Raw genomic sequence first — 20,160 nt, 5'->3', positions numbered from 1 at the left:
CAATTATTTCATTAATACCATTATATCATTTTCTAGTAGTGAATTATGCAGGAATAGATTCTGGAACAGCTAAATCTTTATTAATTACCCTACAAAACTAAATTGACTGATCCAACAATCATCCCCACACCTAATGACCGAGAAATTTGAATAGACCTTGACACTCCACTTACCTAATCACCGAACACGTTTATAATTTGAAATTACTGTCCATACTCATAAATATAGACTTGTTCAGGATTAGCAAGGGTCAAGTAATATTTCAGTCATATCAAGCTCGGTCTAAAGGTAGGGGCGGTATACCGCCCCTACCTTTAGACCGAGAGGTTTCTGTTCGAAAACAAAAATCTACACCTAAAAACCGAGCTAATCCAATAATATAACCTCCTATCGCTAGGAGGTTTGTTAAAAAAGCAATTCCAATTGATTATTCGTTTCTTTCTTAATCAAGTTATGCCGTAATTGATATTCTATCCTTAATTCTTTATCAACAGTAATCGTAGATACTAAATGAATTAACAGCCTGCGAAGATCACTTGGATTGATATCATTCCTGTTAGTAAAGGCATCTTGAAGGATAATATTCCATGATTCTTTTGCCGCATCCACTTGTTTAAATTGCTCAATTTGTTTTCTTTTCTCACTAATTTGAATTTCTGTTTGCTCAACTCTATTCTTCAAAGTTAATCTGTATGTAGTCATTATATTTAGCATTTTTTTATTCTGATCGGATAATTCTTGTTTTAGCCGTGATTGAATTTCATTTTTCACTTTGTTACATTGAATCGAGTATGTTCCTAATGCAGATTCTAGTTCAGCAATTTCTGATTCTATTTTTTGAATGTCTTTATAAATCCCTTTCTTGACACCTAAAAAAATTTGTTCAGGCTGGTTTGTCCGAATATCATTTAGAAGGGAGTCGATAATGACATGTAATGTATCGGCTTCAATTCGTAACCGACATAATGAACAGTAGTAGATCTTACTGCCATATTTCTTTCCATTATTTCCCTTTGTTTGTTGATTTTTACAATCGAGTAACTGATTGCAATTCTTACAATAGACTAGGTCTTTTAGTAAAAAGCTAGTTTTATAATGCTTTGGGGATACTTTTCGTTTACGCTTTTGTTGATAAAGTTTCCAACAAAACTCCCAATCTTCTTTTGAAATAACCGGCTCAATAAAATCACATTTCGCATAAATCCATGTTTCCCTGTCAGATAATGAATTTTTAGAATCTGGCTTTGTCTTCCCCCAAGCCAAGTATCCAGAATAGAAGGGGTTTGTTACAATTCGTTTCACTTTTTCCTTTGTCCATTCTTTCCCATTATTAGTTGTTTGGGATAGCTTCTTAGAAATGGAATCAAACCCTTCGGCTTTTTTGTATAAGTCAAAAATCTGTTTTACTATTTCTAACTCTTCTGGATATAGGATAAACCGATGGGTTTTCCTATCATAACGATAACCGAATGGTGCATTTCCACCTGTCCAGTAACCTTTTTGGGCTCTTGATTCAAGACCATTACGTGTTCGTTGGCGAATATTATCTGCTTCAAATTTAGATAAGCCATCTTGAAGCAATTGAACAATAATATTTTCACCGTGGGTATATAAGGTTTCAGTAGAGCTTTCAATAATCGGGATGTCATAAAGCTCCATTGTCGTTCGGATAAAATGATGTTCGATTGGATCTCTTGCTAAACGATCACCTTTGTAAACAACGACAAAATCAAATTTATTAGAGGAAGCATCATTGATTAATCTTTGTAATTGTTTTCTTTGATGAAGATTCTTTTTTACAGCTGATACCCCCGCATCTAAATATTCATCAACGATATCACACCCATATTTAGTCATTAGATTTGAAACTGAATGCTGCTGCATTACCATTTCTTGCTTGTCAGTAGAATGCCTACCGTAAAAAACCCCTTCCATCCCAGCACAAATAACTTCAGCTAACCTCATCTGCAAACGCCTCCTTTACAGACAGGAAAGGATGTTTAAATGTGATGTGCATGGTATATGAATTGAGTAAAACTTCTTTTACAATATCTTGAAATAATGATTTTATATCGGTTTCACCGCAGGAGGGCTCAACATGAACCAATAACGATGATTTGGATTCCATTAGATGTTTTAGTGTTTGTAACTCTGCTATTTCTTGGTTAATTTGTTCGATTTGCTGCAAGAGATTTTCTTGCTTGTCGTATAGGTTAAGCAACTGTACCTGTAATTTTTCCTTTTCGGGCTCACTTGTTTCTTGAAACCATTTTTCAGTTTTGGTTATCAATTGTCGCTCTATGGCATCAAACTCATTTTCAATGTTATTTTTCTCTTGCTGCAACTTTTGTTCATTAGCCTGCTGATAGCGGTCATACAGCTCCTGCAAATTAGATTGGAGCAAAGTTTGAAAAAATTCTTTACAAGCATCTAGAACTTTCGCTTCAATCAAGTTTTTTTCAAATTTGATTGAGTGTTCTTTGCATCGATAGTAAAAGGTTGGCTGATTATTTCTTCTGCTCGTGAATGGTGTTAAGGGGTGCCTGCATTCTTTGCAAATAAGTAGTCCAGCTAACGAATAGATAATTGGAGGTTGTTCATTTGTTAATCTCTTTGGTTTGGCTGTTTGTTCAAGAAATTGTTGTGCCTTGAGCCATTGTTTTTCATCTACAATAGCTAATTGTTGATAGTGACTTTTTAATACTTCACCCGAAATATTAAGTACTCGCTCCCCCATATAAGTTGGATTGGCTAAAACCTTTTTAATCATTTGTGTAGACCATTTTTTATCTTGAGGAATTTCATTTTGGATATGCAATAAATCTTTTAGCTCCTTTATAGAACTGATCGTATCTTTGGCAGCTTGGTCGAATAAAAACTTCACAATAGAAAGCTGTTCTTCATTACGATGGATCGTTCTCGTCTTGCGATCATAGTAGTATCCATAAGGAAGATTACCTGGTGTGATACCTCTTTGAAAGTTAGCTTTAATCGTTTCCTGAATTCTTTCAACGATCTGCTCACCTTCACGCTGAATCACACCAGCCATTAGTAACTCAATCAACTCACCAGCAGGAGAATATTGAATGGGGACTTCATTCTCAGCAGTGAAAATGACATTAATCTTTTTTTCTCGCAATAGATGATAAATTTCAAGATATTCAATTGCGTTTCGAGCAAGTCGATCTCTCTTATAAACTAGAAGAGTGTGGACAGTTTCTTTCTCAATTTCAGTAAGTAGCTTTTGTAGAGCGAAACGTTCCTTTATGGTCTTTTTCCGACTAGAAACTGCATCGTCAATATATTCTTCATCAATCAAAAGAGCTTTGTGGTAGGAAATGTTTCGGGCCATCTGTCTTTGCATTTCCAAAGAATTTTCTTGAATGTTGGTGGATCGGCGATAATAGGCAACGGTTCTCATGTTAACCTCCTCACGCTAGGATTATTAAAAATTTATGCTAAGAAATAAAAGCCTAGTCCAATTCTTTTTTGACATACTCAAGCAGCTGTCTTTTCACCATTTCAACATAAATTTCAAACCACTTCTGTGCAGCATATGGATCATGTACATAACTTATTGATTGAATAATTAATTCACTTTTTTTCGTCATTTAACTCAACCTTTCAAGGAGGAATTTTCATGTTTGAAGATTTTGGTCAAAAAATTAGAACGATTAGACAACATAAAAGAATTGGATTAAATCAATTGGCTAGACGACTAAATGTATCGCCAGCTTATTTAAGTAATCTTGAAACAGGAAAAACAAAGAAAATTGAACCTTCTTTCTTACATAGTCTAGAAAAAGAATTAAACATCCTCTCTACTGAATACGACAACATTGATGCTACTGAATTTAATGAATTTCAGTATCGAGTAAACAGGGCAAGTTCAATGCTCACTAATCTAGAAAAACAAAATCCAGCAATGGCACATTACTTATTGCAAATGGTTGAACAGGGTGTTGAACTTTTTCAAAATCAGACCGATCAAGAAAAAAGTGATCTTAAAAAATATCATTAGCCAAAACATTAATAACTATTCCAAAAAATAAACGACTGTTTCATTTCGTGAATAATTTCAAACAAAAAAGAGAGCCTATTCCATAACGAATGGCTCTCTTTCTAGTTCCAATACCTTTACATCAACAGTTATTTGTTTCGAATATTCTTGGCCAACTTCTTGATTTAAGAGATGTACGATTGCTGCTTCTTTTATTTTTTTATCAAATGTAAGAATCTGATTTTTTAGCATTTCAAAGGTTTCATCATTTGCAATGTCCTTCAAGCAAAAAAACGATATTGTTCTATCGTTAACACAATATGAAAATTCAATTTTAATTTCATCCAATCAAATCCCTCCCCATTACACCTTATGCCGCGTGGGGGATGGATAAACCAAAATCATGTTTTTATCTCTAAGATCATATACTGTGACAAGCCATTTAAAGGGGACTTTTAGATGCTGAAAGAAACGAAATTCATTGGAGTGCGTTCGATTGCTTTATATTGTCGAGTTTCAACAGATGAACAAGCACGTGAAGGCGTTTCTTTAGATGAACAACAAGAACGCCTTAAAGCATACTGTCGTGCCATGGGATGGAATCATGAAGTAGAGCTTTTCATAGATGATGGTTATTCAGCTAAAAATACGGAAAGACCTCAGTTAAAGAAACTCTTAAAATCGGTAAAGATGGGGCAAGTATCAAAAGTCATGGTAACGAAATTAGATCGAATGAGTCGTAAATTATTAGACTTATTAAATCTAATTGACTTATTTCAAGAACAAGAGGTTTCATTTATTTCAATTAGTGAATCCTTTGACACTAACACTCCTTCCGGACGACTTACCCTACAAGTATTAGGTGCAGTTGCTGAATTTGAACGTGAACGGATTCGTGAACGTGTTTTTGATAATATGCTTCATGCGGCCGGCAATGGAAAATGGTTAACTCAAAGCCCTTACGGATATCAATTAATAGATAAAAATTTGGTTATTAATGATTCAGAAGCAAAAATTGTTAAAAGAATATTCAACTCATACCTACATGAGGGGAAAGGCTATTTTGCGATAGCTAAACAGCTTAACGAAGAAAACATCCCTTCTAGATTCAATAAAGAATGGTCGCTAAGATCCGTTAAACTTATGCTTTCTAATCCAGTCTACAAAGGAACATTGGTATGGAACCGAATAAATTCAAGTAAAAAGAAACGACAAGAAAAGGAAGAAGAAGAGTGGGTCATTGTTGATGACTGCTTGCCGACCATTATTGATAAAGAGACTTGGGAGGCAGTACAGAGTAGACTAAATAAAAAACAAATACCATCACGAGCACAGTCAAGCCCTCACCTACTCGGAGGCCTATTGAAATGCGGTAACTGTGGTGGAGGAATGAGCATTTCTTGGTCGGGGTCGAAAAACAACAGATATCGGGTATATCGTTGTTCCAATAATAAAAATAAAGGTACCTGCACAAGTAAACAATATAAAGCCGATGAAGTTGAGTCTTGGTTTAAACAGGGATTACTCCAATTAACAAAAAACTTTAGCTCAGATATATTATTAAAACTTTCTAAACAAACAACACATAACCGGGACCTAAACATCGAACAAAAAATTAGATCAGCCAAAGCAAGGTATAACAGAAAAGTAGAAGCTTATACAGCTGGGCTTATTGAGTTAAATGATTTAACTGAAGAAAAGCAGCGAATGGATCAGATTATTGAAGCACTAAAAAGTGAAGAAAAGCATCAAGAAATTGATTTAGAAAAAATACAAAAAAGTCTTGAGGGGAAAATAAAAAATGTAGTGGATGCTATTAGTACATTGCCTATTGAAAATGCTAAAGCTTTAATTTCTACACTTGTTGAAAAAATAATAATTAAGGAGCACAAAGAAATAGAGATTATTTTAAATCTTGGTTAATTATAGAAAACAAAAAGTGGGAATACTGTTATTTCCTCTTTTTTTATACTTAAAGTATTTAAAATTACAATTGTTTACATTACACTAGAACTAATATAAAAATTTTTGAGGATATTTACTATGAAGAATCTATTTTTAGAAATACTAATATCACTTTTACATACTATGATTAATTCGATCATAGCTAACACAAAAAGCATGTATTATCGCCTAATTCTTGAAAATGATATTGATTTGTATCAGAATATAAGCCTAGTTACATTGTTTATGTCATCATTTATTATCATCGACAATAATACAGTTCTTAAAGGTTTTTTATTATGTCTAGTATTTGCCCTACTAACAATTGGTATTATTATCTTAATAAAAAATCAGCAACAATGGATGAAAATTCAAAGTCTATATTATTTTAAAGTAAAAGATAATGAAGAGGATTTGAAGCAAAGAGCTATATTTTTCAAGACTACTTCAAGACATATTTTTATTATTTCGTTTAATCTATTAGTTGTAATACTATGCACAGCTACTCTGATGAGTCAATCTTTATTATTTATTTCGCTCTTACAGTTAGTGTATAGTTTACTACTAATTCTTTGTTCCACCCTTTTTGTATCTTACCTTGTAATTAATTATAGTTCTTCTAAATTAACTAGTCTTTCTATTATATTAAGTATTTTCGTTGGTCTCTTGAGCGCAACTTTTATATTGGGATTAATAGATAGTTTATACCAGTTTCTGAAATCTGAATCGCTTTTTATTAAAAATGATTATTTACTTATTACAACAATCTTACTATCATCAGTATTATTTCAATTATTTATTGTAGTTATTCGACCAATTTATAAACTAGATGATACTAAAAGAGCATTTAGTCATATAAAAAACTTATTTGGTATAATTTCTTTGTTTCTGCCTATATTACTTTTTGACTCTCAAGGAACTATTACCATAGGATTTCCAATTGAAATTGAATGGTTTAAATGGGCAATTGGTGTTATAACATTACCTTATACAATTGGTGCAATTATCTCACTCGAAATTATTGAGAGAAAAATTTCAAATGCACACAAACAAGCTGAAAATATTTATATTGAATTGATCACACTTTTAGATAATGATTTCTTAAGTAATGAAAAAAATGATCTAACTTATTGTTCTTATATAAAGAAATGTGTTTACTTTGGAGGTACACAACTTAGATTGCTCGTTTGGTCCAATTCAAAATTAAGAGCAATTATAAATCAAAATAATATATGATGAGAAAACTTAAAACTGAAAAAGATATCCCTATCAGACTAAAATAAAGATTTGTTTTCACATTATTATTAGATACAGAAGATAATGAAAAAAATGATAATATTAAATTAAATAAAATTCGGAACATTTCTAGAATTGACATTATTAATAATATTATACATAGAAAATATATTAATTTCATTATTAGCCTCCATGGTCTAAGCGCCTTAGGAGTACGAAGCCCAGCCTTCGTTCATGATTTTTGTTTCTAATTGTGGCCAAAAATACAACATTTCCTCACGCATCATTGTTAAAATATCTCGTTGCCATTCCTCTAGCTCCCGACTATATTGTTCAATAAAAAGAAGAAGATCTTTCTCGGGCTGGGGTGGAAACGGTTTTTTCTTCTTTTTTCGTTCCTTAGACAATTTCCTTCGATCATCTAGACGCCAAAGATCATCATACGGTGTTCTAGGTAGCTGATCGTGTTCATCCTGTTCATCATCGAAAGAATCACTCCAAGAGAGCTTAGGTCTTACAAGCGAAGGATCAATATGCTCTTGTATCGCTAAAATAGCATCTAAAAATTTCTCAACCTCTAACTTTCCATATTCATGTTCATAGTGGGCAATTCTTTCAGCTGTCGCTGCCATACTTTCTACCATATCGCGTTTTGTATTACTAAAACGAATATTATTTTTGAAAAAATCACAATGAGCTAATACATGAGCAACAATTAATTTATTTTGAATTAAACTATTTGTATTAAGTAAGAAGGCGTAACAAGGATCGGAATTAATAACTAACTCGTAAATTTTGCTCAACCCTAAATCATACTGAAGCTTCATTTTGTGAAACTGTTTTCCAAAGCTCCAATGCGAGAATCTTGTTGGCATCCCATAAGACCCAAATGTATAAATTATTTCTGCCGGACAAATTTCATAGCGCATTGGATAAAAATCTAATCCAAACCCCTTCGCAATTTCCGTAATTTCACTGATTGCATATTCTAACGATTGATGACTTTTTGCCACTTTCATCTCCCCTTTAACGGAATCACGTTTGAATATCCCTTTATGTCAATCTATGAGTGTTTCAATTATTTAATGAGGGAGATTTTAGGCAATATTTTTTTGATGCATCTTATCTTTCATAAAGTACTTCATCATTGAAATTTATCATTATTTTTTAATTTATTTTTTAACACAAATCCGATTAACCATACAAACAAAGGGATGCATATTCCTAATGAAAGTCCGATGCCAATCCATTCCATTTCAGTAAATTCCATTGCTCGGCCTGAATCATTTACAATCCAAAAGCTTCCTAGTCCTAATAATACAGCCGACGGAATTATAAATCCCCGATAATCCTTAAAACTCATTGTTCTCTGTAGTGATACACACGCACAATATAAACTCATCATTAGCTGTGTCAAAATTGATAGTGCAAAAAAGATGACCATAATTAACTCATAGCGGTGAACATATAAGCCAATTTGTGCACTTCTTGCCATTTGCATACAAGAAATGGCATATTGAGCTGTAACATTTGCGGACATAACACCAACTTCTATAATGGGCCACATGGCAACAAATCCTGCGCCATAAAGAACACCCGATAAGCCTGAACGTTTCCATGTAGGTGGGTTTTTAACAATTGGCAAAATGATTGCACTCATCATAATAACAGTAGTCCAATCAGCTAAATAATGTCGTCCTGCCCACATTGTATTCCCTACACCTGATTCAAAAACAGGTAACAACTCACGAATATCAAATTTCTCTAATGACCCGAGTAGTACTAAAATATTTAAGCATAGGATAGAAAAAACACCAATCAAAGCCATTCGTGAGACGACTTCAATTCCAAAATGAATCGCATAGACACTAACAATAGTTGCCGTTAAAACAATTCCCCAAATTGGTATTTCTGGCAAAAAATAATCCTTGATATGATAAACAAAGGTTACCATTGATACTGTAAAAGCCCCGAAGAAAAATATAAAAAATAACACCCCAAGGAGCTTTTCAAACCATGGCCCAACTAACCTACCGCCATGTTTAAATATATCTCCCTCAGGCATTCTCCAAATGGTGGACACGATAATGAGCATAAGTAGTGCAGCAATCACACTAGCGAATATCGTTGACAGCCAAATATCTCTTCCAACCTCACGAGCCATCGAACCTTGTGTTACCCCAATTGCCTTTGCATAAACCATATTTATGATTAATGCCATAAACATTCCATTTGTTATTTGCACTCTCATATCGATCCCTCAATTTTTCCCTGAACGAGTAGGTTTAAATAATAGTACACCGCTTTTAATTTCCGCGTTAACATTTACATCAATGCTTACATTTGCAAATGTTGAATCCCAATCTTTTTTTATTCCCTTCCACTCAGCCGGAAATCGGTTATTAAACCTTTGACCTAACTCAAGAAAATCTGCTTGATATTCTTTTTGTGCTTTTGTTAACATTTTTTCAATATCAGTCTTTACTTTATCTTCTAATTTTTCTTCAAGCTGGCGAACTTGTTGTTTATTTTTTATTGAAAACGGACAGCCCGCTTCAACAATAACTACTCTCGCGATAGTATAATTCACTTTAAAGGAAGGTTTATTTTCTTTATATTCTGGTGTCACTTTTAAGCTTTGGTTTCTCAATTCTGCTGTAATAAACCGATCCGGCTCATTTTCACATGGAAGCACAATAACACCTGAATCCACTTCCTCAATAAATGGTAGCATTGCTCTCGTTTCATCAGGGGCTAAAATACCAATAAGCTTGTCATCCTTAAAAATTCCCGCTCCCTCTAAGGCAACTTGCTTAATCGCGCCTGCTTGACCTTGTTTTTTATTCGATACTCCTCGTTCAATTAGTTTTAGTCTTGATAACACCGGCTGAGTGGTTTCACTTAAATATGCAGCCTTTAAATCTAGTAGCTCTGTTCTAGGCGATGTTGAAGAAATTTTCGTATAACGATATAGCTTATCCAACGCTTCACCTGGAATAACTTCTAAACCTGTCATCGTTGATACGACATCCTTCGCTTTATCAGGGGTGATCGCTATCCATGTTCTCATACGTAATTCTGGATTCCTTGTAAAAAAATCAATAATATCAGCAAGCCCCTCTCGCGCAATATCTTCATTTACAACTACAATAAAATTATGAGCCCAAAATACTCTTCTTGTTGAAAAATTTGCCAAGTTTCTAATCGCTTCAAATAAAGTTTTACCTGTTGCCGAAGCTGACCAGATAGGATCACCAGTATTCCCGGCGGGTGCTCCCGTTTGTCCCCTCGAATCTGCAGGTCTAGCAACCTCTACAGTAACTTCAAATTCATTTTTGTCCTCAACTTTATCAATACCAACTGCCATAACTAATGCTAAATCGTTAATCTCTCTTTTCCCAGCACAACCTGAAAGGAATAAAATAAGAATTACTAAGGTTAGCGACAGACGATACTTCATTCTCGTTCCTTTCCTCCTTTCAGTTTTTTTGGTTTAACAAATGTATGTTTATGGTTTTTCCCTTTTTCTTTAGTTTCATTTTCAAATTCATTCGATTGACCATCTAAATTGTTTTCTGATTGTCTGTAAATTTTACTTTGTTTATCATCTGGAGGTTGAGGTATTTGGTTATGTTCGCTAATCCGATCTTCCTGCCCTTCCGCTAGTTGTGGTTGACTAATCATTTTCCACCAAGGTAATCGAATCATTGAATCCTTCTGATCTGATGGCTTAAACGGTGTAGCTGGTGCTAAATATGGCTCACCAAATGAACGAATCGATAAAGCATGAATAGCTAGAATAGAAAACGCAGCTGCAAATCCTAATAATCCAAGTGTTCCTGAAGCTAGTAATAGTGGAAAGCGAATTAAACGAACAGAAAAGGATGCAGAATTACTCGGAATTGCAAATGAAGCAATTCCTGTTAAAGCAACGATAATTACCATAAATGGTGAAACCAGTCCTGCTTGAACAGCTGCTTGACCAATAATCAAAGAGCCGACAATACTTACTGCCTGCCCAATTGGCTTCGGCATTCGTAAACCGGCTTCACGCATTAATTCAAATGCAACCTCCATAATTAGTGCTTCTAATAAGACAGGATATGGAATGATTTCTCGCCCAGATGCAATCGTTAGGGCTAATGGAGTCGGAATCATTTCCTGATGAAAACTCACTAGCATTACATACATCGATGGGAGAATCAGACTAATCACAAATGCAAGATAGCGTATAATCCGATAAAATGTCCCTGTATAAAACCTTGAATAGTAATCATCACTAGCCTGCAGATATTCCCAAAAATATGTAGGGACGATTAATACAAAAGGAGTGTTATCTACAAAAATAGCCACTCTTCCTTCTAGAATTGCACCAGCAACTTTATCAGGTCGTTCTGTACTTTGTATAGTAGGAAAGGGAGATAATGGTGAATCTTCAATTAATTCCTCAATGTAACCACTTTCCAAAATAGCATCGATTTTTATTTCCTTAAGCCGTTTTTTTACTTCATTTACAAGGTTCTCTTTTACAGTTCCTTTTAAATAGGCAATATTTATATCGGTTTTTGATTTTGTACCAATTTTCATAGTATCGATCCGAAACAATGGGTCGCGTATCCTCCGGCGAACTAGCGCTGTATTTGTACGTATACTTTCAGTGAATCCATCACGTGGTCCCCTTACAACCTGCTCTGAGGCTGGTTCATCAACTGAACGAGTATCCCATCCTCTAGAAGAAATGATTAAGGCCTCTTTACTTCCATCTATAAAAAAAACTGCATCCCCACTCAAGATACCAACAACAGCATCATTCATCTTTTCTATTGCCTTTGAAGAAGGGTGAGTCAACAAATTGACTTTAATATTTTTTACAATATCTTTCTGTGTTGGGCCAACGTGACTATTCACAATTAATTCAGGAGTTTTAAAAAGGAGCGTATCCGAAACAGTTGCAATTTCAGATGTGTTAGCTAACCCATCTGTATAAAAGCAGACTATTTTAATATCGTTATGTCCATGAAAAAATAATTCCCTTTTTACGAGATCTACACTATCCTCGAGAATTTCTTTAATTAAAGTAACATTTTCATCTACTTTTTCGGCAATTTGTCTTTGGAGCTTCTCATTTAGTTGATTTTTCATATGTATAACTCCTCTATTCGTTCCTACCTTATCTTCCTTTCCTATTAAGCATCGTTTTATTCATTATGATTAGATTATTCATTATGATTAGATTATTCATTATGATTAGAGATTATAAAGCTTGGATAAAATGGAAAAGAACTTTCTTAATATTTGCTATTTGAGTAATCTAAAGTGAAAGGGCGGTTTCTCATTGGACTTATATCATTCATGGATTTACGAGAATATTTTAAATACTCAGCCATTTGTATGGAGTATTGTCGTAGGAATTTTTATTTTTAATCTTCTAGGTCCTATCTTTGTTTGGTTTGTCATGAATAGTAAAAACATTCCTTTTTTTAGCAAATGGACCAAAAACAGGACTAAAAACAAAAAAGCTAGGACAAGTTAATCAATCATGCCCCAGCTTAATACAATTTTTATACAATGGTTGCTATTGTTTTAAGCTCTTAAAAATTCCTCTATTTTTCCCTCAATTTGCTGTAGTGTAGGCTCATTACCAGCAAATGGAAATGTTAATTCTGCTACAAAATTTCCTTTATTGTGAACATGTATTGCTGCTGTTTTGGAAATTTGACTAAATTCTACCTCAAATACATAACCTTCACGCTCAATTGCACCCATCTTATCCTCCCAAAATGAAGCTTAATTTCTTCCTTTATTTGTCCTTTTCATTCCTATTTCAGATTTTCATGACTTGTCAACAATTACTCAACATTCCACCGCGTATTTTATTTTTTTTATCATAAACTATATTCAATTCTTCGAAAGGAGAATGTGATCAAATATGAACGCTGTCGATTATGATAAAGCTTTATTTTATATGAATCGCGGTGAATGGGATAACTTATTAATATTAATGGTACGTACAAAGGATGATTTTTTATCGAAAAAAATTGAACAGTTCCTCCATGCATGTAATTTTAGCCGCGATTATTCGGCGATTGAGAAAACTGCATATCACTTGCTGACATATGTAGATCATGCACTAGCCTCAGTCCCATCAACAGTGTCCTATACAAGTTAGTTTAATTATGCTAATTTAAACTAATTAATATACAGGAAAAAACTATTATATCGAAAAATTGGAAGGGAGCGACGTAAGCTTCCTTCCTTTTTTCTCGATCTTGGTGTTGGATCTGGGTGTTGTGATATTGTTCTAAATTTGTCTTTATTCAATGTTTAGATTCCCACTACATTACGGGGATATTGGCCGCTAGTTGAAAGCAATTCATATTAGGTGCTTTTTTGGAGAAAATAGAAGTTGAGGTGAAATGAATGAAACAAAATCCTACCAAAACAGATCTCGAATTACAAGATAGACTAAATAAATTGTCAGGCAAACTAATTCATATTACGAAGAACCAAAATCGTGATCTTGACGACACAATGATGACGCTAAGTGGCGTTAACTTTCATGAACGGCCAGATACAATCGATGGATACGTTGCTCCGTTTGTATTACAGCTTCATGGAAAGGGACAAATATCAACAAGTCATGCTCAGCATGAACAAATCCCATATGAAACATACGAAATCCCCCTTGCAGGTCAACACGAAATGACCTTACTGGACAATGAAATCATCATTCATACCGATGACAGCAACTACTCCATTAAATACCATTAATTTCCGGGGTCAGGAACCTCTATGGATACCTCTATGGACACCACCCTGGCACCTTTTACTGAAAAAGGTGCCCCTATTATTTCATGGGACACCTTTCATCATTATTTACGGACAATTAGCTTATTAATTCTGTCCATTAAATCAAGACTAATTGCCGTTAATTTATCATTACTCTCATTTAATGATGTACCTTTTACACCAAAATAAAATTTAACCTTCGGCTCAGTTCCAGATGGACGCAGGCAAAACCATGAGCCATCTTCAAGGAAGTATTTTAAAACATTTGATTTAGGTAAATCAATTCGTTCTTTTCTGCCCTCAACTACAAATGTCCTTTCCTTCGTTTGATAATCTTCAATTTGTGTAATTTGGCAATCGGCAATTGTTTTGGGTGGTTCTTTACGAAAGGCTGCCAATATTCCCTGGATTTGCTCTGCTCCTTCTTTGCCCTTTAATATTAACGATTTTAAACCTTCACGATAATAACCGTATTTTGCGAACAAGTCCAATAGTGCTTCATATAAGGTTTTTCCTTGTTTCTTATAATAACTAGCTACCTCTACTGCTAATACAGCAGCTTGAACTGCATCTTTATCCCTTGCAAAATCTCCAATTAAGTAGCCATAGCTTTCCTCATAACCAAATTGAAATTGATACTTCCCAGTTTCTTCATACTCCTTGATTTTTTCACCAATAAATTTAAAACCGGTAAGCGTATCGATCGTATCCAAGCCATAATCATTGGCAATCGTCCGACCGAATTCAGAGGTTACAATTGTCTTCAAAACAACCCCATTTTCCGGCAATAGCCCCTTTTCTTTTTTCTGTGATAATAAATAATGCAATAATAGTCCACCCGTTTGGTTACCCGTTAAAATTTCATAGTCACCACTATTATTTTTAACAGCTATACCGAGACGATCGGCATCTGGGTCTGTTCCAATTAATAGATCAGCATCTACTTTCAAGCCTTCTTTTATCGCTAATTCAAAGGCAGCATGCTCCTCAGGATTTGGTGACGTAACAGTTGAAAAATTAGGATCCGGTAGCTCCTGCTCCTTCACAATTGTTACATTCTTAAAACCTAACGCATCTAGGCTTGCTCTAACAGGCTTATTTGCCGTTCCGTGTAGCGGAGTAAACACGACCTTCACAATATTTTCCTTAAAAAGCTCTCGGTTCAACGAAATCGTTTTTATTTTTTCTATGTATGCTCCGTCAATTTTATGACCAATTATTTTTAAAAGACCATTTGCCTTTAATTCATCTTCCTCTGCTACTTGGATCAACAACTCATTATCCACTTCATTCACTTTTGAAATTACTTCATCTGCCGGACGTGGTGGCAATTGACAACCATCTGAGCCGTACACTTTAAAGCCATTATATTCTGGTGGGTTGTGACTAGCTGTAATTACAATTCCAGAAAATGCATTCAAATAGCGAACAGCGAAAGAAAGCTCTGGAGTTGGTCGAAGTTCTTCAAAGACATACGATTGAATGCCGTGATACCCAAGGGTTTTTGCTGCTTCAATTGCAAATTCAGGGGATTTATGACGGCAATCGTACGCTATAACAACACCACGCTTCTTTGCATCTTCTCCAAAGGATTCTATGTACCTTGCTAAGCCTTCTGCGGCCTTCCGAATTGTGTACACATTCATGCGGTTCGTACCTGGCCCAATTTCCCCACGCATCCCGCCAGTACCAAATTCTAAATTTTTATAAAAGCTATCCTCAAGCCATTTCTCGTCGTGTTTTTTTTCATGTAGTTTTTGTCTTAATTCTTCTTCTAAACCATCAAATTTAACCCAGCGTTCATAGTGTTCTCTCCAGTTCATACAACAACCTCCCCTAGAAACGTTAGTTCTATTATAAAATAACCTTTTAATAACTACACTATTATTTACAAATATTTACTATATCTTTCATAATTACAATTGTCATGATGAATAATTTACAAAAAATTCCGATTTGATGATATACTAATTTGTGCCATAGTGGGGGCCAGGGTGGTGTCCATAGAGGTGGCCAGGGTGGTGTCCATAGAGGCGCCTGACCCCGGGAATTTTTTACAGATAATTTTAGGGGGGGATAATGTGAATTGGAAATCGCCATATTTTTTATTGGTGATAGCAACTATGTTTTGGGGTGGAAATTTTGTAATCGGAAAAGGATTTGCTAACATTGTACCCCCGTTTACATTAGCTTTTTTAAGATGGTTTTTTGCTTTTTTATTTTTATTTCCTTTTGCCAAAAGAGAGCTTATTAATTATAAACATTTATGGAAAAAAGAGTGGAAGACATTGTTTTGGATGGCACTAACTGGGGTTGCTGGGTTTAATACGCTCGTTTATATTGCAGTCCACTACACTACATCAATAAATGCATCACTCGTGAATGCTCCAACTCCTGTCCTTATCATGCTACTCTCCTTTTTATTTCTGAAAGAAAAAATGCAGATAAGACACTTTATCGGGATCATTTTTTCGGTAATTGGGGTCAGTTGGATTGTCAGCCGTGGTTCGCTCGAAGCATTATTATCCTTTACAATTAATAAAGGGGAGCTTTTGATGCTATTAGCTGTTACGATGTGGAGTGTTTATTCTGTTATTGTAAAGAAAAATGCTCATAAATTCCCTGCTTCAGGTGTTTTTCTAGTAACCATACTAATCGGTATCATTATTTTAACACCATTTACTATTTATGAATGGGCCGTTGCAAAACCAATGACTTTTACCTTCAAAGGATTTATCGGATTTTTATATTTAGGTGCATGTGCATCAGTAATTTCTTTTATATGCTGGAACAAGGCCGTGACTGAAATAGGACCAGGGAAAGCCTCTCCCTTTCTAAATTTGATTCCGGTTTTTGCATCGATCTTTGCAATCATTTTTTTAGGAGAAACATTAACATCTGCACAATTAATTGGAGGAGTGATAACGATAACCGGGGTGTTAATTACGACTGGTGTTTTATTTAAAAAAACTGCTAAAATGCAACATAGCTTAAAAAGTTGAACTCTAGGAAGCCTGGCATGTAAAACAGGCTTCCGTGTGAGCCTAATTAGCCCTTCTTTACTCCAGAAGTCAGCGGGGAAGCCCAAAGCTTTTCCTTTCCAAACTACAATGCATTAAATCGGTAGCCAAACCCTCGAACAGTTTGGATAAACCTTGGATTTGCAGGATCAAGCTCAATCTTTTTACGGAGATTACTAATATGAACCATAACGGTTCTTGTGTCTCCAAAGCTTTCTGCTCCCCATATTTGTGAATACAATTGCTCCACACTAAAAACCTGATTTGGGTTTTTAGCTAGTAGTATTAAAAGTTGCAGCTCCTTTGCAAATAATGTTATTGGTTCATTATTCACTTTAATCGTGTAACTATTTAAATCTAATTCTAAATAATCATACTTGAAAAGATTTTTTTGATCCGGCGAATTAGGAATTGTAATTGGCAATCTCCGCAAGTTTGCTTTTACCCTAGCTACTAAAACATTCGGATCAAACGGTTTTGTGATATAATCATCTCCGCCTAATTCCAATCCCCTAATAATATCATCTGAATCCCGTTTTGCACTTAAAAATAGGATTGGTACTGTTGATACCTTCCTAATTTCTTGACATACTTCGATTCCGTCCATTTTCGGCAACATAATATCAAGAATAACTATATCAGGGGCATTTTTATGAAAAAATTCTAGTCCTTCTTGACCATTTGTTGCCAAGACTGTATTATACCCACTATTTTTTAAATAAATATTAATTAACTCTCTGATTTCTACTTCATCTTCGACTACTAATACTTTTTCTTGTCTCATGGTAAATCCTCTCCCCACTACACTTTGAAACTATTTAAAATATATCACAATCTACTAAAAATTCCCGTTTTTTTTAAAATAAAGAGGTTTTGCTTCCGTAAACCTATGAAAAAATTGTTTTTTCACACTCAAATAAGTTATATTTTGTTCAAGGGAGGTTTTAAAAATGAAAAGGCTAATGCAAATCATCGTCTGTTATTTCCTACTATTCGTACTTTTTCTTGTACCACTACAAGTTAGCTTCGCTGATGGAAAAAACGGTGATGTTAAAATAATTGTTAGTGAAGATTTAGCTAGTGAGCAACAAACAAAAGTTATCCCTGAAGAACATAAGCAGTTTGCAAACGAGGAAATGGTGAAAGCTGCTGAGCTTGGTGAACGAATCGGTTCAGACGAGGCAACTGCATTATTTACAAGAATTAAAGAAGAAGTTGCCAATAACCCCAACCTTACGGACGTTCAAGTATCAGCTCTAGTTGACCAAATTGCAAATGAGCTAGGCATTCAATTGACTGAGGCAGAAAAGCAAGAGATAGTTGATCTATTTAATAAAATGAAAACTATGAATATTGATTGGGATCAAGTAAAAAGTGATATTACATATGTAAAAGATCGCCTTCAGGAGTTTTTTCAAGAGGAAAGAACTAAGTCGATTATGCAAAATATAATCGATGGCTTAATTGCATTTTTGAATTGGTTAAAAGGACTGTTTGCCTAAGACTAACGCAATCCTTTAACAAACCAAAAAAAATGACGGAGAATTCATCTCCGCCATTTTTTCTTGGTCTCATTCTTGGTCTCGTTTGATATTTATTCAGTAACAACCTCGCCATCCCATTCCTTCATTCCACCAAGCATATTAACCGCATTTGCCACTCCATTTTTGACTAAAATTTCGCTTGCTTGACCAGAGCGATTTCCTGAACGGCAAACCATTAAATACGTTTCATCTTGATTAAATTCAGATAATCGACCTTCAATTTCTTCTAATGGAATTAATACAGCTCCTGGAATATGCCCTTCTGCATATTCTTCAGCAGTACGAACATCCACGATTTTAACTCCTTGCTCAATTAATTCCTTTGCTTTTGCAATGTCAACCTCTTCATACGTTGCTGCACCGTCATTAGTTTGAGCCTCTGTTGCTGTTTGGTTTGCTCCCTGATTCGTTGTATTTTCTCCTGAACTGCAACCTACAAGTGCAGCCATTAATGCTATAATAGAAATGATAAGTAGCTTTTTCATAACTTATGTGACCTCCAGTATGTTTGTATTTTAAACAATACATATAATATCATAATCTGTTAGTTTTATAAATATTTTTTATATCGATTATAAATTTACATAATTATCTAGAAACTTCTACATTAATGTAGTTTAATATGTAGAAGTGAAAGTTTTATATTTACAAAAAAACTTACTACTGTTATAGTGATACATGTAATAGGGGAGCTAAGTGAACTTGGCTGAGAGGATACTGATTTGTATCGACCCTTAAACCTGATCTGGGTAATGCCAGCGTAGGGATGAAGCATTTTTTATAAATGTAATCATACTATTTACGCGATGACTAGGCTACCCTTATGGGTAGCCTTTTTTGGTAAATGACGAAAAAAGCTGCATTTCCCCGTATTTGGTTACCACTATAAAAACAAAGGAGTTGTTCATTTATGAAGAAGAGCAAAACATTATTTTTAGTTGAGGTTGCCCTATTTTCTGCGCTGGCTTACGTATTTGACTTATTAGCAAATATCGTTTCATTAAAAATTTGGGCACAAGGCGGCTCAATTTCCATTGCCATGGTGCCAATTTTCTTAGTAGCTTTTAGATGGGGACTTAAAGGCGGGCTGCTATCTGGATTATTACTTGGTGGATTACAAGTCGTTACAGGTCAGGCTTATATTGCCCATCCAGTTCAAGGTCTGCTTGATTATTTCCTTGCATTTACAGTTGTTGGTTTGGCAGGTATATTTGCAAAGCAGATTCAACTGGCAATTCAGAACCAATCAAAGAGCAAAGTCACAACCTATGTTATTGCTGGCACTTTATTAGGTAGTGGTTTGAGATTTCTTATGCATTTTATAGCTGGGGCAGTATTCTTTGCTGAATATGCACCGGAAGGAACTCCTGTTTTTGTATATTCTTTCTTGTATAATGGAACGTACATGTTACCTGCTTTTGTTTTAAGTGCAATATTTGTTTCAATCTTAATTAACACTGCACCAAAATATTTTAATGTTACTAGTGCTAAGTTGAATTTTTAATATATGGAGAGATTTCAGAACTTCGAAAAGACCGTTTTATCTGAACGGTCTTTTTTTATTCCCGCAAACATGTTCTACGATATGGTAAAATAAGTATATAGTATAGTACAAATTGAGAGGAAT

The 20,160-nt window shown here is 34.6% G+C and carries 19 protein-coding genes, 1 pseudogene and 1 riboswitch; of the genes and pseudogenes, 8 read left to right on the top strand and 12 right to left on the bottom strand.

Translation table 11 applies throughout. The features are described 5' to 3' along the window. Positions 1 to 405: 405 nt before the first annotated feature. Genes D612_RS0104160 through D612_RS19695 form a run of 3 tightly spaced genes read right to left on the bottom strand, consistent with a single transcriptional unit; the run spans position 406 to position 3,611 of the window. Positions 406 to 1,965, bottom strand: coding sequence for a recombinase family protein (locus D612_RS0104160; protein ID WP_017754230.1), 1,560 nt, complete (start codon positions 1,963 to 1,965; stop codon positions 406 to 408). Beyond that, positions 1,952 to 3,421, bottom strand: a complete 1,470-nt coding sequence (locus tag D612_RS0104155) for a recombinase family protein (protein WP_017754229.1) — start codon at positions 3,419 to 3,421, stop codon at positions 1,952 to 1,954. The genes D612_RS0104160 and D612_RS0104155 overlap by 14 nt, the downstream gene beginning before the upstream one ends. 52 nt (positions 3,422 to 3,473) lie before the next feature. Next, the gene (locus D612_RS19695) at positions 3,474 to 3,611 is read right to left on the bottom strand and encodes a hypothetical protein (RefSeq protein WP_017754228.1); all 138 of its coding nucleotides are present in this window, start codon (positions 3,609 to 3,611) and stop codon (positions 3,474 to 3,476) included. A 29-nt stretch (positions 3,612 to 3,640) separates the two neighbouring features. Between D612_RS19695 and D612_RS0104145 the strand changes: the two genes are divergently transcribed. Continuing rightward, entirely contained in the window at positions 3,641 to 4,021 is a 381-nt protein-coding gene (locus tag D612_RS0104145) for a helix-turn-helix domain-containing protein (protein WP_017754227.1), read from the top strand. Between the two features lie 75 nt (positions 4,022 to 4,096). On the opposite strand, the gene D612_RS0104140 is transcribed toward D612_RS0104145, so the two are convergent. Beyond that, entirely contained in the window at positions 4,097 to 4,348 is a 252-nt protein-coding gene (locus D612_RS0104140; protein ID WP_017754226.1) for a hypothetical protein, read from the bottom strand. A 111-nt stretch (positions 4,349 to 4,459) separates the two neighbouring features. Between D612_RS0104140 and D612_RS0104135 the strand changes: the two genes are divergently transcribed. Together D612_RS0104135 and D612_RS0104130 are read left to right on the top strand one after the other, a co-directional pair. After that, positions 4,460 to 5,923, top strand: a complete 1,464-nt coding sequence (locus tag D612_RS0104135; protein ID WP_017754225.1) for a recombinase family protein — start codon at positions 4,460 to 4,462, stop codon at positions 5,921 to 5,923. A gap of 120 nt (positions 5,924 to 6,043) precedes the next feature. Beyond that, the gene (locus D612_RS0104130; RefSeq protein WP_017754224.1) at positions 6,044 to 7,180 is read left to right on the top strand and encodes a hypothetical protein; all 1,137 of its coding nucleotides are present in this window, start codon (positions 6,044 to 6,046) and stop codon (positions 7,178 to 7,180) included. Positions 7,181 to 7,392: 212 nt separating this feature from the next. Here the strand turns inward: D612_RS0104130 and D612_RS17845 are convergent. The 5 genes and pseudogenes from D612_RS17845 to D612_RS0104100 form a co-directional block, all read right to left on the bottom strand. Beyond that, a pseudogene (locus D612_RS17845) lies at positions 7,393 to 8,199 on the bottom strand (SpoVR family protein); the annotation flags it as partial. 125 nt (positions 8,200 to 8,324) lie between these two features. Then, complete coding sequence (locus tag D612_RS0104120) at positions 8,325 to 9,431, bottom strand: GerAB/ArcD/ProY family transporter (protein ID WP_017754222.1); 1,107 nt, start codon at positions 9,429 to 9,431, stop codon at positions 8,325 to 8,327. Positions 9,432 to 9,440: 9 nt separating this feature from the next. Next, positions 9,441 to 10,640 carry a Ger(x)C family spore germination protein gene (locus D612_RS0104115; protein WP_017754221.1) on the bottom strand — a complete coding sequence of 400 codons (1,200 nt, stop codon included), beginning with the start codon at positions 10,638 to 10,640 and terminating at the stop codon, positions 9,441 to 9,443. Next, positions 10,637 to 12,322: a spore germination protein gene (locus D612_RS0104110; protein ID WP_017754220.1), complete on the bottom strand. Its 1,686-nt coding sequence runs from the start codon at positions 12,320 to 12,322 to the stop codon at positions 10,637 to 10,639. Before D612_RS0104110 ends, D612_RS0104115 begins: the two co-directional genes overlap by 4 nt. Before the next feature lie 441 nt (positions 12,323 to 12,763). Next, positions 12,764 to 12,946, bottom strand: a complete 183-nt coding sequence (locus tag D612_RS0104100; RefSeq protein WP_017754218.1) for a DUF5370 family protein — start codon at positions 12,944 to 12,946, stop codon at positions 12,764 to 12,766. A gap of 163 nt (positions 12,947 to 13,109) precedes the next feature. Here D612_RS0104100 and D612_RS0104095 point away from each other — a divergent pair, with 163 nt between their 5' ends. Both D612_RS0104095 and D612_RS0104090 read left to right on the top strand, forming a co-directional pair. After that, positions 13,110 to 13,349 carry a YhdB family protein gene (locus tag D612_RS0104095; protein ID WP_017754217.1) on the top strand — a complete coding sequence of 80 codons (240 nt, stop codon included), beginning with the start codon at positions 13,110 to 13,112 and terminating at the stop codon, positions 13,347 to 13,349. Positions 13,350 to 13,600: 251 nt separating this feature from the next. Continuing rightward, positions 13,601 to 13,951: a hypothetical protein gene (locus D612_RS0104090; protein WP_017754216.1), complete on the top strand. Its 351-nt coding sequence runs from the start codon at positions 13,601 to 13,603 to the stop codon at positions 13,949 to 13,951. A 101-nt stretch (positions 13,952 to 14,052) separates the two neighbouring features. Here D612_RS0104090 and D612_RS0104085 read toward each other — a convergent pair whose 3' ends face one another. Next, entirely contained in the window at positions 14,053 to 15,792 is a 1,740-nt protein-coding gene (locus tag D612_RS0104085; protein WP_017754215.1) for a phospho-sugar mutase, read from the bottom strand. Between the two features lie 258 nt (positions 15,793 to 16,050). Between D612_RS0104085 and D612_RS0104080 the strand changes: the two genes are divergently transcribed. Next, positions 16,051 to 16,971, top strand: a complete 921-nt coding sequence (locus D612_RS0104080; RefSeq protein ID WP_034725934.1) for a DMT family transporter — start codon at positions 16,051 to 16,053, stop codon at positions 16,969 to 16,971. A 103-nt stretch (positions 16,972 to 17,074) separates the two neighbouring features. Here the strand turns inward: D612_RS0104080 and D612_RS0104075 are convergent, their stop codons facing one another. Beyond that, positions 17,075 to 17,773 carry a response regulator transcription factor gene (locus D612_RS0104075; protein ID WP_017754213.1) on the bottom strand — a complete coding sequence of 233 codons (699 nt, stop codon included), beginning with the start codon at positions 17,771 to 17,773 and terminating at the stop codon, positions 17,075 to 17,077. Between the two features lie 166 nt (positions 17,774 to 17,939). On the opposite strand from D612_RS0104075, the gene D612_RS17840 reads away from it, so the two are divergent. Beyond that, positions 17,940 to 18,491: a DUF1002 domain-containing protein gene (locus tag D612_RS17840; protein ID WP_017754212.1), complete on the top strand. Its 552-nt coding sequence runs from the start codon at positions 17,940 to 17,942 to the stop codon at positions 18,489 to 18,491. 92 nt (positions 18,492 to 18,583) lie between these two features. Here D612_RS17840 and D612_RS0104065 read toward each other — a convergent pair whose 3' ends face one another. Beyond that, a complete protein-coding gene (locus tag D612_RS0104065; RefSeq protein ID WP_017754211.1) occupies positions 18,584 to 19,018 on the bottom strand; it encodes a rhodanese-like domain-containing protein in 435 nt (144 codons plus the stop codon). Positions 19,019 to 19,208: 190 nt separating this feature from the next. Continuing rightward, a riboswitch (TPP riboswitch) is annotated at positions 19,209 to 19,318 on the top strand. Positions 19,319 to 19,443: 125 nt separating this feature from the next. Between D612_RS0104065 and thiT the strand changes: the two genes are divergently transcribed. Further along, complete coding sequence (gene thiT, locus D612_RS0104060; RefSeq protein WP_017754210.1) at positions 19,444 to 20,037, top strand: energy-coupled thiamine transporter ThiT; 594 nt, start codon at positions 19,444 to 19,446, stop codon at positions 20,035 to 20,037. The last annotated feature ends 123 nt before the right edge of the window (positions 20,038 to 20,160 follow it).

It is taken from the genome of Calidifontibacillus oryziterrae, from assembly GCF_000331575.1.
Classification (GTDB): Bacteria; Bacillota; Bacilli; order Bacillales; family Bacillaceae_J; genus Calidifontibacillus_A; species Calidifontibacillus_A oryziterrae.
Note: the sequence above shows the minus strand (reverse complement) of the source record. Positions and strands in the feature narration are given on the sequence as shown.

Coding starts and splice junctions, on each gene's coding strand:
- D612_RS0104130 (WP_017754224.1), top strand. CDS start 6,044: ATGAAGAATCTATTTTTAGAAATACTAATATCACTTTTACATACTATG.
- D612_RS0104145 (WP_017754227.1), top strand. CDS start 3,641: ATGTTTGAAGATTTTGGTCAAAAAATTAGAACGATTAGACAACATAAA.
- thiT (WP_017754210.1), top strand. CDS start 19,444: ATGAAGAAGAGCAAAACATTATTTTTAGTTGAGGTTGCCCTATTTTCT.
- D612_RS0104095 (WP_017754217.1), top strand. CDS start 13,110: ATGAACGCTGTCGATTATGATAAAGCTTTATTTTATATGAATCGCGGT.
- D612_RS19695 (WP_017754228.1), bottom strand. CDS start 3,611: ATGACGAAAAAAAGTGAATTAATTATTCAATCAATAAGTTATGTACAT.
- D612_RS0104120 (WP_017754222.1), bottom strand. CDS start 9,431: ATGAGAGTGCAAATAACAAATGGAATGTTTATGGCATTAATCATAAAT.
- D612_RS0104085 (WP_017754215.1), bottom strand. CDS start 15,792: ATGAACTGGAGAGAACACTATGAACGCTGGGTTAAATTTGATGGTTTA.
- D612_RS0104110 (WP_017754220.1), bottom strand. CDS start 12,322: ATGAAAAATCAACTAAATGAGAAGCTCCAAAGACAAATTGCCGAAAAA.
- D612_RS0104075 (WP_017754213.1), bottom strand. CDS start 17,773: ATGAGACAAGAAAAAGTATTAGTAGTCGAAGATGAAGTAGAAATCAGA.
- D612_RS0104115 (WP_017754221.1), bottom strand. CDS start 10,640: ATGAAGTATCGTCTGTCGCTAACCTTAGTAATTCTTATTTTATTCCTT.
- D612_RS0104090 (WP_017754216.1), top strand. CDS start 13,601: ATGAAACAAAATCCTACCAAAACAGATCTCGAATTACAAGATAGACTA.
- D612_RS17840 (WP_017754212.1), top strand. CDS start 17,940: ATGAAAAGGCTAATGCAAATCATCGTCTGTTATTTCCTACTATTCGTA.
- D612_RS0104100 (WP_017754218.1), bottom strand. CDS start 12,946: ATGGGTGCAATTGAGCGTGAAGGTTATGTATTTGAGGTAGAATTTAGT.
- D612_RS0104160 (WP_017754230.1), bottom strand. CDS start 1,965: ATGAGGTTAGCTGAAGTTATTTGTGCTGGGATGGAAGGGGTTTTTTAC.
- D612_RS0104155 (WP_017754229.1), bottom strand. CDS start 3,421: ATGAGAACCGTTGCCTATTATCGCCGATCCACCAACATTCAAGAAAAT.
- D612_RS0104065 (WP_017754211.1), bottom strand. CDS start 19,018: ATGAAAAAGCTACTTATCATTTCTATTATAGCATTAATGGCTGCACTT.
- D612_RS0104135 (WP_017754225.1), top strand. CDS start 4,460: ATGCTGAAAGAAACGAAATTCATTGGAGTGCGTTCGATTGCTTTATAT.